Here is a 16,435-nt window from a genome sequence, read left to right on the forward strand (position 1 = left end):
GGCGCTAAATCGCTCGCCCCATCGGCCAGTCGACATCGACCTCCGCCGCCAGGAAGTCGATGAACGCCCGCACGCGGGCCGGCAGCGGCCCTGCGTGGCCGACATAGACGGCGCTGACCGTCTCCAGCTCGCCGGAATTGAAGTCGTCCAGCACCGGGACCAGCCGGCCGGCCCGGATCTGGTCGACGATATGGAAGATGCCCAGCTTGGTGATCCCCTGCCCGGCCAGGGCCAGGTGGGTGGCGCTCTCACCGTCTCCGACCATGGCCCGGCCGTGCGCCGGATAGCACACCCGCTCGCCCGCGATCCGAAACGGCCACTCGTCGCACTGGCGCGAGAAGTTGAAGGTGATCAGGTCGTGATCGGCCAGGTCGTCGGGATGCCGCGGCGTCCCGCGTCGCGCCAGATAGTCGGGCGAGGCGACCAGGACGGTGCGGCTGTCGCCCAGCTTCCTGGCCACCAGCTGCGAGGGCCGCATCGGCCCCACCCGGATCGCCAGCTCGGTCCGCTCGTCCAGCAGGTCGATGATCTGGTCGGTCAGGGTCACATCGACCTGCACCTCGGGGTTCAGGGCCATGAACTTCGGAACCAGGGGCAGCAGGTGGTGCAGGCCGAACGGCACGTTGGCGTTGATCCGCAGCCGGCCCTTGGGGACGGCGCAGGCGGCGACCGAACGCTCGGCCTCGTCCAGGTCGGCCAGCACCCGCAGGGTGCGCTCGTGGAAGGTCAGGCCCTCGGCGGTCAGCTGCAGCTTGCGGGTCGAGCGGTTGATCAGCCGCGAGCCGAGCCGCGCCTCCAGCCGCGCCACCAGCTTGCTGACCGCCGACGGGGTCATCGACATCGCCTTGGCGGCGGCCGTGAAGCCGCCCTCCTCGACGACGCGGGCGAAGACCTCCATCTCCCCCGAACGATTGATCTCCGAGCGCGCCATTGTGCCCTCATTTCACAAGTAAAGTTCCTTCATCCAATCTAATTCATCGAACATGCCGGCGCTATCTGGGGGTCCGAACCCAATACGAGAGCCGTCATGCCCCTCGCCCTCTATGCCCTGACCGTCGGCGCCTTCGGCATCGGCGTCACCGAATTCATCATCATGGGCCTGCTGATGCAGGTCTCCGCCGATCTCGGCGTGTCGATCCCCACCGCCGGCCTCTTGATGACCGGCTACGCCCTGGGCGTCTTCGTCGGCGCGCCGATCCTGACCATCGCCACGCGCCGCCTGCCGAAGAAGACGACGCTGCTGGTGCTGATGGCGATCTTCACCCTGGGCAATATCCTGGCCGCCATCGCCCCGACCTACGGGATCCTGATGGGCGCGCGGCTGGTCACGGCCCTGGCCCATGGCACGTTCTTCGGCGTCGGCGCCCTGGTCGCCGTCTCCCTGGTGGCGCCCGAGCGCAAGGCCTCAGCGATCTCGATCATGTTCACCGGTCTGACCCTCGCCACCCTGCTGGGCGTGCCGTTCGGCGCGTGGCTGGGCCTGGCCTTTGGCTGGCGGATGGCCTTCTGGGCCGTGGCCGGCGTCGGCGCCCTGGCGTTCGTGGTCCTCGCCGCCCTGGTGCCGAGCGCCCAGGAGACGGCCGAGCCCGCGCCGCTGCGCGAGGAGTTCGCCGTGCTGGCCCGACCGCAGGTGCAGCTGGGCCTGGCCATGACCGTGCTGGGCTTTGGCGGGGTGTTCGCGGTCTTCACCTACATCCAGCCGATCCTGACCCAGCTGGCCGGCTTCTCGCAGGCCGCCGTCTCGCCGATCCTGCTGGTGTTCGGCGCGGGCCTGGTGGCCGGCAACCTCGCCGGCGGCCGCTGGGCCGACAAGAGCCTGAACGCGGCCCTGGCCGGCACGCTGATCCTGCTGACGCTCGTGATGGGCGCCTCGGCCTTCGCCTTCCACAGCCAGGTCGGCGCGGTGATCGCCGCCTTCCTGCTGGGCGCGGCCGCCTTCGCCACCGTCGCGCCGTTGCAGATGCGGGTGCTGAGCCAGGCCGGCGGCGCGGGCCAGGGCCTGGCCTCCAGCCTGAACATCGCCGCCTTCAACCTGGGCAACGCCTTCGGGGCCTGGCTGGGCGGAGCGGTGATCGACCACGGCCCGGGCCTCTCGGCCGTCCCCCTGGTCGCCGCTGTGGTGCCGCTGTCGGCCCTGGCCCTGGCCGCCTTCAGCCTCCGCCTGGAGCACCGGACGGGACTGGCCGCAGCCTGAATAGGCACGGGCCGGGCTTGCTGCTAAGCACCGGCCCATGCTGACCGATCCGTTCTTCTACGCGGTGGCGATTCCCGCCGTGATCCTGCTGGGCCTGGCCAAGGGCGGGTTCGCCGGGATCGGCGTGGTGGCGGTGCCGCTGATGGCGCTGGCGGTGTCGCCGGTCATGGCCGCCTCGATCACCCTGCCCATCCTGCTGGTCCAGGACGTGGTCAGCGTCTGGGCCTTCCGGAAGAGCTGGGACAAGGGCCTGCTGATCCTGATGCTGCCCGCCGCGGCCGTGGGGATCTTCCTGGGCTGGGCCCTGGCCGCCTTCGTCAAGGAGGCCGCCGTCGAGCTGGCCGTGGGCCTGATCTCGGTGGCCTTCGCCCTGCAGCGCCTGTGGGCCGAGCGCGCCGTCAAGGCCGCCGCCCAGGTCGAGGCGACCCCAGGCCGGCCGTGGCTGGGCGCGATCTGCGGCGCGGCGGCCGGCTTCACCAGCCAGATCGCCCACGCCGGCGGCCCGCCATTCCAGATCTACGTCCTGCCCCGCCGCCTGCCCCGTGACGCCTTCATCGGCACCAGCGCCATCTTCTTCGCGGTCGTGAACTGGATGAAGGTGCCGGCCTACATCGCCCTGGGCCAGTTCACGCCCAAGGTGCTGGCCACCGCCGGGGTGCTGCTGCCCCTGGCCATCGCCTCGACCTGGGGCGGGGTCTGGGTGGTGCGCCGCGTGCCGGCCGAGGGCTTCTACAAGGTCATCTACGTGCTGCTCGTCGCGGTCGGCGGCAAGCTGGTGTTCGACGGCGCCAGAGGCCTGTTCTTTTAGGGGGACGGGCGGCCCAGAAGCCGCCTTTTCTTTCCAGCGTGTCGCCCACGCCCTTTCGCCGCCACGATGATCGACGCTTATATGTCACGGAACGAACCTAGCGTTCGGACGTACTGCATTTCGCATCGAGCGGGGCCATGACGACCACCACGACCGACATCGTCGCTTCCGAGGTCGCGACGCACTATCCCACGGCTGGCGCCAAGTGCGCCGACCTTGTGGTGCACCTGGCGGGCCTGGCCTGCGCCCTGCTGGGCGGCGGCATCCTGCTGGGCCTGGCCTTCGGGATCGGCGACCTGCGGCAGGTGGCCGCCGTCAGCGTCTACACCGTCGGACTGATCCTGATGCTGTCGCTGTCGACCGCCTACAACTTCGCCAAGGCCCGCTGGCGCCCGCTGCTGCGCCGCTTCGACCACGCCGGCATCTTCGTGATGATCGCCGCCTCGTACACGCCCTTCACCACCCAGAACCTGCACGGCTGGTGGGCCATCGGCATGACCACGGCGGTGTGGACCGTCGCCGGCGCGGGCGTGCTGGCCAAGCTGTTCCTGCCGGGCCTGGACAAGCGCTTCTGGGTCGGCCTCTACCTCGCCCTTGGCTGGCTGGTGCTGGTCGCCATCAAGCCGATGATCGACGGCCTGTCCTGGGTGGCCCTGCTGCTGCTCGCCATCGGCGGCCTGGTCTATTCCACCGGAACCATCTTCTACCTGATGCGTCGCCTGAAGTTCCGCCGCGCCATCTGGCACGGCCACGTGATCGGCGGCGCCGGCCTGCACTACGCGGCCGTCCTGGTGGGCGTGGTGCTGGCCAGCGCGCGCTAGACACCCCTGGAGAACTTCCTTGGATAAGGATCCCGCCGGCAAGATCAGCCTCCAGGGCTTCTTCAAGGACAGGAAGGCCACCGATCCGCTTCGCGGCAAGCGCCTGTCCGCGCCCACCTCGGAGCGGCATGTGGAAGCCCTGGGCTTCCCGGGCGTGCGCCTCTCGGTCGACCAGGCCGACGACGCCCTGAGAAGCGCGGCCGACCGCCTGGCGCCGGCGCGCTCGCTGATCGGCCGCGACGAGTTCAACATCCTGGCCCTGTCCGGCGGCGCGTCCGGCGGCGCCTATGGCGCGGGCGTGCTGACGGGCCTGACCAAGGCCGGCCGCCGTCCGGACTTCGCCATCGTCACCGGGGTCAGCACCGGGGCCCTGATCGCGCCCCTTGCCTTCCTCGGCCCGGCCTGGGACGAGCGCCTGACCGACGCCTATGTCGGCGGCCACGCGGCCGAGCTGCTCAGCTTCCGCCGCCTGGGAACGGCGCTGGGCCCCAGCATCTTCAAGGGCGAGAGCCTGGACGCCCTGGTCGAGACCTTCGTCGACCAGGAGATGGTCGACGCGGTCGCCGTCGAGCACCTGAAGGGCCGTCGCCTGCTGATCGCCACCACCAATCTCGACAGCCAGAGGGCCGTCGTCTGGGACATGGGCGAGATCGCCAACCATGGCGGCGACGCGGCGCTGAAGCTGTTCCGCACCCTGCTGGTCGCCTCGTCCTCGGTGCCGGGGATCTTTCCGCCCAAGCTGATCGACGTCGAGGTCGACGGCCAGCATTATCAGGAAATGCACGTCGACGGCGGGGTGGCCGCGCCGCTGTTCCTGATGCCCGACGCCCTGCTGCACTGGCGCAACCTGGGGCCCCGCTTCCGACGCGGCCGGGTGCATGTGATCGTCAACACCGTGCTGGATCCGTCGACCCAGTCGACCCCGCCGGGCGTAGCCTCGATCATGGCCCGCAGCTTCGACACCATGCTGCGGTTCTCCTACCGGCAGGCGCTGAGCCTGGCCGCCGGCTTCTGCTCGCGCCATAACCTGCCGCTCAGCGTCGCCTCGATCCCGAGCAGCTTCGAGGGCTTCAACCTGCTGAAGTTCGAGACCGACCTGATGCGCCGCATCTATGACGCCGGCGTCGAGCAGGCGATGCAGGGCACGGTCTGGACCAGCGCGGTCGAGGAACAGAGCCTCTGGCGCGGTCTCTTCAAGAAGCAGGTTCCGTCCCACGCGGCCGGCACGGGCGTCATCATCCGCGACGAACCCGGGCCGGTCGGCATCGAGGTGCCGCTGGAGCCTTGAGGCTCCCTCGCCCTTCCGGAACGCCGGGCGAAAAGCTTCAAGCCGGGCCTAGGCCCTCGCGCGCTCAGCCCGTCGACGGCTCGCCCTCGGTGGGGATCGGGGCCTCCCCCGCCGTCTCGTCCTCCGGCCCCAGGCTGGGCAACGGTGTCGGATTCTCGATGCGGGCCCGGATCTCGGGATCCTTCAGCAGGGCCACGCGCATCACCTCGCGGGCCCGGGGCGCGGCGGCGCTGGAGCCGAACAGGCCGCCATGCTCGACCAGCACCGACATCGCGTAGCGCGGATTGTCGTAGGGGGCGAAGGCGATGAACAGATTGTGGTCCTTCAGCCGCCAGGGGACGCCCTGGTTGCTGCGCGATCCCGTCTGGGAATACTGGCGCACCTGGGCCGTGCCGGTCTTGCCCGCCATCAGCACGTCGCCAAGACCCAGCTGGCTCTGCTTGTAGGCGCCGCCGGTCGGATCGTTGGCGACCGCCGCCATGCCGTCGCGGACGATGGCCAGGTGCTCGGGCGGAATAGGCAGGTCCGCCACGGCGTCGCCATGCGGCTGGTCGACCCCGCCGATCGACTTGACGAGGCGCGGGTTCAGCGCCCGCTTGCCGTTGGCGAGACGCGCGCACATCACCGCCAGTTGCAGGGCGTTGACGTTGATATAGCCCTGGCCGATCCCGTACGGCACGGAGTCGCCGGGGTGCCAGACCGGGTCCTTCTTGAAGGCTTTCTTCTTCCACTCGCGCGAGCCGACCAGGCCCTTGCGCTGACCGGGTATGCCGAGGTCGAAGGTCTGGCCGAAGCCCATGGCGGTCGCCGTCGTGTGGATCGGATCCGGCCCGATGCGCAGCGCCATCTGATAGAAATAGACGTCGCAGGAGTTCTTGATGGCGTCATGCATGTTCTGCGAACCATGCCCGCCCTTCTTGTGGCAGTGCCAGGTGCGGCCGCCGAAGTACCAGCCGCCGGTGCACACGACCCGCTCGGTCGGATCGATCCCCGCGCTCAACGCCGCCAGCGCCACGGTCGGCTTGAAGGTCGAGCCCGGCGGGTAGACGCCGGTCATGGTCTTGTCGAGCAGCGGCTTGCGCTCGTATTCGGCCAGGGCCCGATACTCGGAGCCTGACAGACCCTTGACCAGCTGGTTGGCGTCGAAACTGGGCGTGGAGGCCATGCACAGCAGGTCGCCGTTGCGGCAATCGACCATCACGATCGCGCCGCTTTCCTCGCCCATCACCTCCAGGGCGCGGTTCTGGATGTCGGCGTCCAGGGTGAGGCGGATCTCCTTGCCGGCCGTCGCGGCGATGTCGCCGGTCGGATCCAGGCGCACGACGCGACCTTGGGCGTCCACCTCGGTCTTGGTGGCGCCGGCGCGGCCGCGCAGGTCCTTGTCGAAGGCCTTCTCCACACCCTGCTTGCCGATCCGGAAGCCGGGATTGTGCAGCAGCACCTGATCCTGGGTGCTGTCGCCTTCGGCGGCCTTGAGATCCCGGTCCGACGCCTTGGCGACGTAGCCGATCACGTGGGCGAAGGCGCCGCCGAAGGGATAGACCCGCACCTCGCCCATGTCGGCGGTGACGTTGGGCAGCTCCGGCTCGCGGATATTGATCCGCGAGAACTCCTCCCACGAGAGGTCTTCCATCACCACGACGGGCGCCTTGCGCGGGGCGCGGGCCAGCTCCTTCAGAACCCGCGCGCGGCGGGCCTCGTCGATCGGCACCAGCTTCTGGAGGTCGGTCATCACCGCCTCGGCGTCCAGGTCCTTGTCCTTGTTGACGATCAGCCGGAAGTTCGGCCGGTTGGACGCCAGCGACACGCCGTTGCGGTCGAGGATCAGGCCGCGCGGCGGCGGCGCCAAGCGGTAGTTGAACTGGTTGCCCGCGGAGAGCTTCTGATAGCGCTTGGCCTCGACCAGCTGCAGCTGGGCCAGCCGGCCGCCCAGCGCCAGCAAACCCATGCCCGTCAGGCCGCCCAGCAGGAACGCGCGCCGGTGGAACATCCCCTGGCGTTCGTTGACCTCGAAGAAGAAGATGGAAGGTTCGCTCATTCCCGACTCAACCGTTCCTTGTCGAGACACCATCACGCCGCCAAACGGCGTCAAGGATTTTCCGGCGAGCGGGTCCTAGGCCTTCTTGAGCCAGCGTGCGCGCAGCTTGGCCACGTTCGGCGGGTCGGCGCGGAAGTCCGCGGCAAGGCCCAGACGGGCGTTGCACGACGGGCAGCGGACCGAGTCTTCGTCGGGAATGTCGGTCGGCGGGTCGAAGCGCGTGCCGCACGGCTTGCACTTCCAGTCCCCCGTCGGCGCGGGGGCCGGCGGCGGCGGCGGGGCGGCGTGGGGCGTGAACACGGTGGCGCGGGCCGACGGCTTGACCATGCGCTCGAGCGGCGGCGGCCCTCCGGGGGCGGCGACCGGGCTCTTGAGGCTCAGGGTCTTGCGGCGCGGGGGCTCGCTATCGCTCATGATCTCGCTGGACGGCTGGTGGACGGAACGGCGCTAGCTGCATGAAAGCGGCCCGGAACACAAGCTTAATAGGCCTTTGGCCTGCCCGCCAGCGCCTGGCGCCGGCCTACCACTGGGGCTTGAGGCTGAACGACAGGGCCACCACGTCGTCCTTCTGGGTGGCCAGGCCCATGATGCCTTCCTTGGCCCTGATCTCGCGGTGGATATAGCCCAGCGAGGCCTGCATCGGGCCGCGGCGCCAGGCGACGCCGGCCTGGCTGTCGCCGATCAGCTTGCTGGTGGCGTCCTGGGTCAGGCCCGCGCGGCTCCAGTCGCCGTTCTGGCCGCGCAGCATGTTCAGGCCCACGGCCCGGCCGCTGGCGGCGGCGAAGATGTACCAGCGCCCGCGTGTCCCGAAGGTCGCGTTGCCGTCCTGGACGCCCAGAGCGTCGTTCACCCGCGAGCCCATGTTCTTCTTCTTGCCCATGCGCAGGGTGGCCCCGGCCTCGGCCGAACCGCCGGCCGCGCCATAGCCCAGCCCGGCGTGCGGGGTGACGTCGAGGGCGAACCTGCGGCCGTTCAGCGCCAGGGCCGAGGGCCAGCCGCGCGTCACGGTCACGTCGACCTCGCGCAGGGCGTAGCTGTCCGCGTTTTCGGGACGGGCCAAGGTCAGCGGCGCATAGGCGGCGGTCGGGGCCATGCCGGCCATCGAGACGCGGACCGAGTCGATCGGACCGCCGGCCTGGGCCTGGTGGCTGAAGGCGTTGGAGCGCCAGGTCACGGGACCCGCGCCGCCGTAGAAACGGTCGACGTCGAGAATGCGAGCGTCGCCGGCCAGGGCGGCGGCGGGCGACAGGGCGAACCCGCCCTCGACCTTGCCCTGGGGGGCGTCGAGGTCACGGGCCGCAAAGCCCGTGGCGCTTTCGGGATCGAGCGGACGCAGGCTCTCGGGCTTTACCTGGAAGGAAATCGGCGTCGTGGGCTCGGGCTTGGCCTCGCCAGCCTGAGGGGCCTTTCCGGCCTTCGCGGCCGCGCAGGCGACGCCGGCATGGCCAGTCGCCACGGCGGCGATCATCGCCATCAGGCAGAAAACGGTACGCTCCCCAGCGACCCGCATCACGGATTCCCCAATCCAGTCGGACACCCAGCCTACGCTCGTTTCACAGCGTGTCCATCGCGGCGAAAACGCACAGGGTCTGAACCCGTTGTGACAGATTAGGGTTCCGGGAACGTGAAACGGCGGCGCGATTTCCCGCGCCGCCGTCACTTTTTCGGATCGTCGCCGTCAGAGGCGCGGCAAGCCTTACTGGCAGGCCAGGCACTCGTCGTAGTCGGTCTTGTCCGGCACGTCGAAGCCTGGAGCCGCCGCGACCTTGTCCTCGGCGCCGGCATAGGCCGCGCGCTGCACCGACTTGGAGCGCAGGTAGTACAGCGACTTCACGCCGCGCTCCCAGGCCATCCAGTGCAGCATGTGCAGGTCCCACTTGTCGACGTCGCCCGGCAGGAAGACGTTGACCGACTGGCTCTGGCAGATTTCCGGCGTCCGGTCGGCGGCCAGTTCGATCACCCAGCGCTGGTCCAGCTCGAAGGCGGTCTTGTAGACGTCCTTCTCGTCCTGGCTCAGGAAGTCCAGGTGCTGGACCGAGCCTTCCTCTTCCAGGATCGAACCCCACACCGCGTCGGTGTTCTGGCCCTTTTCCTCGAGCAGCTTCTCCAGATAGGGGTTCTTCACCGCGAACGAACCCGACAGGGTCTTGTGGGTGTAGATATTGGCCGGGATCGGCTCGATGCCCGCCGAGGTGCCGCCGCAGATGATCGAGATCGAGGCGGTCGGGGCGATGGCCAGCTTGTGCGAGAAGCGCTCCTTGGAGCCGCGGTCGGCGGCGTCGGGGCACGGGCCCTTCTCTTCGCCCAGCGCGATCGAGGCCTTGTCGGCCTCGCGGCGCAGGTGCTTGAACATCCGCATGTTCCAGCTCTTGGCCAGGGCGCTTTCGAACGGCACGTTCTGGCTCTGCAGGAAGCTGTGGAAGCCCATCAGGCCCAGGCCCACCGAACGCTCGCGCATGGCGGCGTAGGCGGCGGTCGAGGCCGCGTCCGGGGCGCGGTCGATGAAGTCCTGCAGGACGTTGTCGAGGAAGCGCATGACGTCCTCGATGAACGTCGGGTGATCGCGCCACTCCAGATAGGTCTCGGCGTTGACCGACGACAGGCAGCAGACGGCGGTGCGTTCCTGGCCCAGGTGGTCGGTGCCGGTGTGCAGCATGATCTCGCTGCACAGGTTCGACTGGCGCACCTTCAGGCCCAGCTCGCGCTGGAACGAGGGCATGGCGCGGTTCACCGTGTCGGAGAAGATCAGGTAGGGCTCGCCGGTCTGCAGGCGCAGCTCCAGAACCTTCTGCCACAGGGCGCGGGCGTCGACCTCACGCAGGACTTCGTTGGTCTTGGGCGAGCGCAGGCCGAACTTGGTCCCGTCGCGCACGGCGTGCATGAACTCGTCGGTGATCGACAGGCCGTGGTGCAGGTTCAGCGACTTGCGGTTGAAGTCGCCCGAGGGCTTACGGATCTCAAGGAACTCCTCGATCTCCGGGTGGTGGATGTCGAGATAGACGGCGGCCGAGCCGCGACGCAGCGAGCCTTGGCTGATCGCGAGGGTCAGCGAGTCCATGACGCGGATGAAGGGGATGATGCCCGAGGTCTGGCCCTGGCCCTTGACCTTCTCGCCGATCGAGCGGACGCCGCCCCAGTAGGTGCCGATGCCCCCGCCGTTGGCCGCCAGCCAGACGTTCTCGTTCCAGACGCCCAGGATGCCGTCCAGGCTGTCGTTGACGGCGTTGAGGAAGCAGCTGATCGGCAGGCCGCGATCGGCGCCGCCGTTCGACAGCACCGGGGTGGCCGGCATGAACCACAGGCGGCTCATATAGTCGTAGACGCGCTGGGCGTGGTCGGCGTCGTCGGCGAAGGCCGTCGACACGCGCGCGAACATGTCCTGGTAGGACTCGCCCGGCAGCAGGTAGCGGTCTTCCAGCGTGGTCTTGCCGAAGTCGGTCAGCAGGGCGTCGCGCGAGCGATCGACCTGCACCTTCTGCACCAGCGCCAGTTGCGGGCGCTTGGCGGGCTTGATCGCGGCCAGACGGGCCTCGTTCCGGATGTTCGTCTTCGCCGCTTCACTGCCGTTCATGACCAAATCCATTGCTCAATCAGCGTGTTCCGGAGAAGGGACATGCCCCGGTCAGCCGCTATATCTTGTGGCTGAGGAGCCCCCTCAACCCACATATGGGGCCACAGTGGTGAATGACTCGTCAACGGCTCGGGCCCCAGTTTTTCGTTAACAACCTGTGAACGGCGCGAACTTGCGTAGGCGGGACAAGGGGTTGCCTGGCCGAACTTTTTTCACCCGCGACAGGACGCCGCAAGGCGCCCCAGGACATCCGCCCCCGGACAACGTCGTTCGTTAACAGGAGGGCCACAAGGGATGGTGGTCGGCGGTGGACGGCGCCCTCGGACGAGGGGGCGGAGGGGGCCAGGCGAAAGGCCCGGAAACCGGGGGTTCCGGGCTTCCAGGCGCGTCGGAAGGGCTCTGGACAAAGAGAAAGGGCCCGGCGTTTCCGCCGGGCCCTCCCGATAGTCAGTTCGATTCGATCTTAGAAGTTGATCGAGATCGTGGAACGGCGGTTCAGCGGTTCCTTCACACCGTCGCCGGTGGCGACGGCCGGAGCGCTTTCGCCCTTCCAGTCGACGCCGAGCACGGCGGCCGGGACGCCTTGCGAGACCAGGGCGTCAGCGACGGCCTTGGCGCGGCGTTCCGAGAGCTTCACGTTGTACTTCGGCGAACCCGACGTGTCGGTGTGGCCGACGACGACGATCTTCGTCGCGTGACCGTCGTTCGAGTACTTCGCGGCTTCCGTGACCACCGATTGCGCTTCCGGCGTCAGGACCGATTGGTCGAACGGGAAGTACACGATGAACTCGCGGGCCTCATACTGCGGCGGCGGCGGAGGCGGCGGCGGCGGGGGAGGCGGCGGAGGCGGGGGCGGAGGGGGCGGGGGCGGCGGCGGGGGCGGCGGCGGCGGGGGCGGCGACGCGAACGAGTAGCGGAGACCCACGGTCACCGACTGGTCCTTGTACTGACCCTTGAAGGCGCCCGGCTGGATGAAGTTCGAGCCGGTCGACGACCAGGTGTGATCCGCGCCGGTGATGTAGCGGTAGGTGAAGTCGATCTTCAGCTTGTCGGTCGCCTTGATCGAGGCGCCAGCCAGAGCTTGATAGGCGAAGGCGACATCGTCGTCATCGACCGTCAGGTTCTGGATCGACGGGTTGGTCACGCCGTTGATGGGCGTCAGACCCGGAACGACCGGAACGTCCGAGAATTGGCCCAGGGCCTTGACGTCCAGACGGTTGATGCCGACGCCGAGACCGACGAAGGGGTTCAGCCAGGCGTCCGGAGCGAAGTCATAAATGACGTTCGCCATCAGGGTCCACGAGTCGATCGAGCCGCTCGGGCTGCCGCAGGTCGGGGCGGCCGGGGTGCGGGTCACGCCGGGGGTGCAGAGACCGATCGGGTGACGCACGGCCGGGCCGCGGGCGCTCAGCAGGTCGCCGGGGCGATAGCCGCCTTCGACTTCAGCGCGGACGTGCGGGTTGAATTGGTAGCCAAGGCGCACGAAGCCGGTCCAGTCCTTCTCGGACTTCCACGACCAGTGAGCGAATTCGCCGTCCGGCAGGGTCTGGTTCGATTGCGTCTTGATGGCTTGCGGCCAGTGATAGCCGAGGTCGACCGCGCCGTACCAGCCGGTCTCTTGGGCCGAAACGCCCGACGCGGCGAACACCGCGACCAGAGCAGCTCCTGCCAGGAGGTTGAGTTTCATCGTTGAAGAGCCCTCTATTGCCCTGCCCAGGCCGGAGACCGACCGAGCACTGTTATACCAAGGCGAACGCCACGGGAAAGTGTCAGCAAAGACACACTCGTCAGGTTTCGCCCCCCTGCCCTTTGCTCAGGAAAGCCAAACAAGACCGCCCCTCAGAAATCAACTTCCGAGCGTGCCCGCCGACATCCACTGCAGATAAGCGTCAGCTTCGTTGGGTTCGCACGTGAACCGTCCGCGCGCAAGAGCTTGAAGGCAGGAAACAGTCAAGCATTCGCGGATCGTCGCCTAAAAACCGCACATTCTAACCGCTTCAGTCAGGTCCTCGACGAACCTGCGCCTAGTCCAGAGTGGTCCGGTAACGCGCCATGGCCAGACCGGAGATCGCGACGACAAACAATCCGAGTGCGAAGAGACTTGGCCACAGCTCGGCGGCGTCCAGCCCCTTGAGCAAGGCGCCGCGCACGACTCTGAGAAAGTGCGTCACCGGGATCACGCCGCCCAGGGCCTGGGCCCATTGCGGCATTCCCCGAAAGGGGAACATGAAGCCCGACAGCAGGATCGAGGGCATGATGTAGAAGAACGACATCTGCATCGCCTGCAGCTGGGTCCGGGCCACGGTCGAGATCAGGAACCCCAGGGCCAGCGATCCGATGATGAACAGCAGGACGCCGAGGCTCAGCGCCAGCCAGCCCCCCGCCATCGGCACGGCGAACAAGGCCCTGGCCAGAACCAGGATCACCACCGTCTGGATCACGCCGACGGCGACATAGGGCGTCAGCTTGCCGATCATCACCTCGATCGGCCGGGCCGGCGTGGCCAGCAGGCTCTCCATGGTGCCGCGCTCATATTCCCGCGTGACGCCCAGCGCCGTCATCATCACCAGCGTCATCGACAGGATCACGCCCAGCAGGCCCGGCACGATGTTGTAGGCGGTGATGGCTTCCGGATTGTAGCGGCGGTGGATCACCACCTCGAACGGGTCGCCGCCGGGTTTCGCGGTCGCCCCCACGAGATCGCGCGTCAGGGCCGTCCGGGGCAGGCTGGACAGGGCCGCGATCGCCCCGCCGGTGGCGGCCGGATCCGAGGCGTCGGCCTCGACCAGGATCTGGGCGCCGTCGCCGCGCACCACGCGACGGGTGAAGTCGGCCGGGATGGTCAGGGCGAACTGCACCTCGCCGCGCGCCACGGCTTCGTCCAGCTCCTGGGGAGACGTCGCCGTGCGGACGATCTCGAAATAGCCGCTGTTGACCAGGGCCGAGAGGGTCGAGCGCGCCATCGGCCCCTGGTCCTGCGCCAGCACCGCGGTCGGCAGGTTCCGCGGGTCGTTGTTGATGGCGTAGCCGAACAGCAGCAACTGCACGATCGGCATGACCAGGATCATGGCGTAGGTGAGCCGGTCCCGCGTGAGCTGGATGAACTCCTTGATCAGCACCGCCAGGATGCGGGCGCCGGACAGGCCTGTCGCGCTCATTGAAAATTGTCCGACGACTGGTCCATCAGTCGGATGAAGACATCCTCCAGGGTAGGCTTCACCTCGGTCCACACCAGCGGCGGCGCGCGGTAGGGCGCGATGGCGGCCTCCAGCGCCGCGCGATCCGTGCCGCTGACATGCAGGGCCGCGCCGAACGGGGCGGCCATCAGGACGCCCGGCTGGCCGGCCAGGACGGGCGCCAGGCGGTCGGCCTCCATGCCTTCGGCGGTTTGACCCTCGGCCAGGAAGGTCACCAGACCGCTCTCGGCGATCACCTCATCGGCCGCGCCGCGCGCCATCAACTTGCCATAGGCGATATAGGCGATGTCGTGGCAGCGCTCGGCCTCGTCCATGTAGTGGGTCGAGACCATGACGGTCAGCCCACCGGCCGACAGGGCGTGGATCTCGTCCCAGAACTCCCGCCGCGCCTTGGGATCGACGCCGGCGGTCGGCTCGTCGAGCAGCAGCAGCTTGGGCTCGTGCATGACGCTGGCCGCCAGGGCCAGGCGCTGCTTCCAGCCGCCGGAAAGACTGCCGGCCAGCTGCTTCCTGCGCGCCGCCAGGCCCAGGCGTTCGAGGCTGTCCTTCACCCGCTCGCGGCGGCGGTCCAGCTCGTGGACGCGCGCCACGAAGTCGAGATTCTCCTCGATCGACAGGTCTTCGTAGAGCGAGAACTTCTGGGTCATGTAGCCGGTCTGGCGCTTGACCGCCTCGGCGTCCTTGCGGAAGTCGAGACCCAGCACCTCCCCCTCGCCGCTGTCGGGAGTCAGCAGGCCGCACAGCATCCGCAGGGTCGTGGTCTTTCCCGAGCCGTTGGGGCCGAGGAAGCCGGTGATCTTGCCCGTTCCGACCTGGATCGCCAGGTCCCGCACCACGTGGCGCGGGCCGAAGCTCTTGTTCAGTCCCCGGACATCGACGGCCAGGCCGCTCACGGCTTCGCGTCCAGGGGAACGATGTCGACCGGCTGACCCGGCGCCAGGGCCGGACCGGGGTCGGGCCTGGCCTCGACCAGGAACACCAGCCGCTGCCGGGCCTCGCGGCTGTAGATCACCGGCGGGGTGAACTCCGACCGGGGGCTGACATAGTTGATCCGCGCCGAGCGCTCGGCCCCGCAGCCGTCGCACGAGAAGCGGATGGTCGTTCCCGGCCGATAGCGCGCCACCTCGGCCTCGGGGACGAAGAAGCGCAGCCGCACGCGGTCGTCGGACAGCAGGGCCACGACCGGCTGGTTGGCGGCCGCCCACTCGCCGGGCTGGTAGAAGACGTCCTGCACCCGCGCCGCCGCCGGGGCCTTGGGGCTGATCTGATCCAGCCGCGACTGGGCGGCGGCCAGGGCCTCGCGGGCCGAGGCGACGGCGGACCGCGCCGCGCTCACCGCGTCGGGGCGCGCGCCCAGGGTTCCGACGTCCTTGCGCCGGGCCACGGCGGCGGCGTTGGCGCGGGCGGAGTCCAGGGCGGCCTTCACCTGGTCCAGCTTGGCCGGGGCGTAGATCCCCTTGGCCACCAGCGGCGCGACGCGGTCATAGTCCGACCGGGCCTGCCGGACCTGGGCCTCGGCGGCCGCGCGTTCGGCGTCATAGACGGCCAGCTCCTGCGGGCGCTGGCCCTTTTCGGCGTCGCGCAGCTGGGCCTCCGCGATGGCCGTCTGGGCGGCGGCCTGGTCGCGGGCGGCGGTCAGCTGGGCCGCGTCCAGGGCGAACAACGGCTGGCCGGCCTCGACCCGATCGCCGCGCTGGACGGCCACCGTGCTGACCAGCCCCGCGTTCGCGGCCCCGACATAGAGCGTCTCGCCCTCGACATAGCCCGACAGCCGGTGCGGCCGATGGGCGTCAGGCCCCAGCAGCCGCCAACCCAGGAAGCCGGCCAGGCCGACCCCGGCCACGACGGCGGCGATGCGGACGGCGGGCTTCAAGACCTGTCCTCCGGCCACGGCGCGAGGCCCAGCAGCACCGTGTCGGCGTGCTGCGCGATCAGCGCCTCGAGATCGACGGCCGGCGCGCCGACGGGGGTGAAGGTCTCGCGCCAGATCACGCCCGTCAGGAGAGGACCGACAATGCTGAAGGCGTGCAGGCGCGGGTCGCCCGGCCTGACCTCCCCGCGCTCCTGGCCCCGCCGGATCGCGGCGCTGACCGCCGTCAGGGCGCGGCTGACCACCTCATCATGCCAGACGCGAGCCAGCTCCGGAAAGTTTCGCGACTCGCCGATGACCAGCTTGGCCACCGATCCCAGACGGGAGGTCGTGATCACCTGGCCAATCCGAGCGAACAGCAGGCGCAGCAGGTCGGGGAACGGAAGCGTGGCCTGGGCCAGCGCCGCCTCGACCATGTCCAGGTTTGGCGCCACCGCCTCGCGGACCACCGCGCCGAAGAGGTCCTGCTTGGTCTCGAAATAGAGATAGAGCGCGCCCTTCGAGACGCCCGCCCGGGCGGCGATCTCGTCCAGCTTGGCGGCGGCGAAGCCCTTCTCGGCGAACACCTCGAACGCCGCCTGGACGATCTCGCCCGGCCGCGCCTCGGCGCGTCGACGCCATTTGGGATGTCCGGCCTGCATGACTGTT

14 protein-coding genes are annotated in these 16,435 nt (G+C 69.1%); 4 read left to right on the plus strand and 10 right to left on the minus strand.

The window, feature by feature from the left end; all coding sequences use genetic code 11:
* Positions 1 to 4: 4 nt before the first annotated feature.
* Entirely contained in the window at positions 5 to 931 is a 927-nt protein-coding gene (locus tag EIK80_RS10945; RefSeq protein ID WP_125157015.1) for a LysR family transcriptional regulator, read from the minus strand.
* 96 nt (positions 932 to 1,027) lie between these two features.
* On the opposite strand from EIK80_RS10945, the gene EIK80_RS10950 reads away from it, so the two are divergent.
* The 4 genes from EIK80_RS10950 to EIK80_RS10965 all read left to right on the plus strand — a co-directional run bounded on the left by EIK80_RS10950 (position 1,028) and on the right by EIK80_RS10965 (position 5,111).
* Positions 1,028 to 2,194 carry an MFS transporter gene (locus EIK80_RS10950; protein ID WP_125157016.1) on the plus strand — a complete coding sequence of 389 codons (1,167 nt, stop codon included), beginning with the start codon at positions 1,028 to 1,030 and terminating at the stop codon, positions 2,192 to 2,194.
* A gap of 37 nt (positions 2,195 to 2,231) precedes the next feature.
* A complete protein-coding gene (locus EIK80_RS10955; protein ID WP_125157017.1) occupies positions 2,232 to 3,002 on the plus strand; it encodes a sulfite exporter TauE/SafE family protein in 771 nt (256 codons plus the stop codon).
* Between the two features lie 137 nt (positions 3,003 to 3,139).
* On the plus strand, positions 3,140 to 3,823 hold the full coding sequence (locus EIK80_RS10960) for a hemolysin III family protein (RefSeq protein ID WP_125157018.1): 684 nt from the start codon (positions 3,140 to 3,142) through the stop codon (positions 3,821 to 3,823).
* 19 nt (positions 3,824 to 3,842) lie between these two features.
* The gene (locus tag EIK80_RS10965) at positions 3,843 to 5,111 is read left to right on the plus strand and encodes a patatin-like phospholipase family protein (RefSeq protein ID WP_125157019.1); all 1,269 of its coding nucleotides are present in this window, start codon (positions 3,843 to 3,845) and stop codon (positions 5,109 to 5,111) included.
* A gap of 64 nt (positions 5,112 to 5,175) precedes the next feature.
* Here EIK80_RS10965 and mrdA read toward each other — a convergent pair whose 3' ends face one another.
* The 9 genes from mrdA to EIK80_RS11015 form a co-directional block, all read right to left on the minus strand.
* Entirely contained in the window at positions 5,176 to 7,149 is a 1,974-nt protein-coding gene (gene mrdA, locus EIK80_RS10970; protein ID WP_125157020.1) for a penicillin-binding protein 2, read from the minus strand.
* A gap of 75 nt (positions 7,150 to 7,224) precedes the next feature.
* Positions 7,225 to 7,563, minus strand: a complete 339-nt coding sequence (locus EIK80_RS10975; RefSeq protein ID WP_125157021.1) for a hypothetical protein — start codon at positions 7,561 to 7,563, stop codon at positions 7,225 to 7,227.
* A gap of 106 nt (positions 7,564 to 7,669) precedes the next feature.
* A complete protein-coding gene (locus EIK80_RS10980; protein ID WP_125157022.1) occupies positions 7,670 to 8,659 on the minus strand; it encodes a lipid A-modifier LpxR family protein in 990 nt (329 codons plus the stop codon).
* Positions 8,660 to 8,845: 186 nt separating this feature from the next.
* Positions 8,846 to 10,726: a ribonucleoside-diphosphate reductase subunit alpha gene (locus tag EIK80_RS10985; RefSeq protein ID WP_125157343.1), complete on the minus strand. Its 1,881-nt coding sequence runs from the start codon at positions 10,724 to 10,726 to the stop codon at positions 8,846 to 8,848.
* 457 nt (positions 10,727 to 11,183) lie between these two features.
* Positions 11,184 to 12,407 carry an OmpA family protein gene (locus EIK80_RS10995; protein ID WP_125157023.1) on the minus strand — a complete coding sequence of 408 codons (1,224 nt, stop codon included), beginning with the start codon at positions 12,405 to 12,407 and terminating at the stop codon, positions 11,184 to 11,186.
* A 337-nt stretch (positions 12,408 to 12,744) separates the two neighbouring features.
* Positions 12,745 to 13,878, minus strand: coding sequence for an ABC transporter permease (locus tag EIK80_RS11000; RefSeq protein WP_125157024.1), 1,134 nt, complete (start codon positions 13,876 to 13,878; stop codon positions 12,745 to 12,747).
* Positions 13,875 to 14,810: an ABC transporter ATP-binding protein gene (locus EIK80_RS11005; RefSeq protein ID WP_125157025.1), complete on the minus strand. Its 936-nt coding sequence runs from the start codon at positions 14,808 to 14,810 to the stop codon at positions 13,875 to 13,877. Before EIK80_RS11005 ends, EIK80_RS11000 begins: the two co-directional genes overlap by 4 nt.
* Positions 14,807 to 15,790 (minus strand): HlyD family secretion protein, encoded by a 984-nt coding sequence (locus EIK80_RS11010; protein ID WP_125157026.1) that lies wholly within the window; start codon positions 15,788 to 15,790, stop codon positions 14,807 to 14,809. The genes EIK80_RS11005 and EIK80_RS11010 overlap by 4 nt, the downstream gene beginning before the upstream one ends.
* Positions 15,787 to 16,428, minus strand: coding sequence for a TetR/AcrR family transcriptional regulator (locus EIK80_RS11015; RefSeq protein ID WP_125157027.1), 642 nt, complete (start codon positions 16,426 to 16,428; stop codon positions 15,787 to 15,789). Before EIK80_RS11015 ends, EIK80_RS11010 begins: the two co-directional genes overlap by 4 nt.
* Between the last annotated feature and the right edge of the window lie 7 nt (positions 16,429 to 16,435).

Origin of the sequence: Caulobacter sp. 602-1 (assembly GCF_003931565.1) — a bacterium.
GTDB lineage: Bacteria > Pseudomonadota > Alphaproteobacteria > Caulobacterales > Caulobacteraceae > Caulobacter.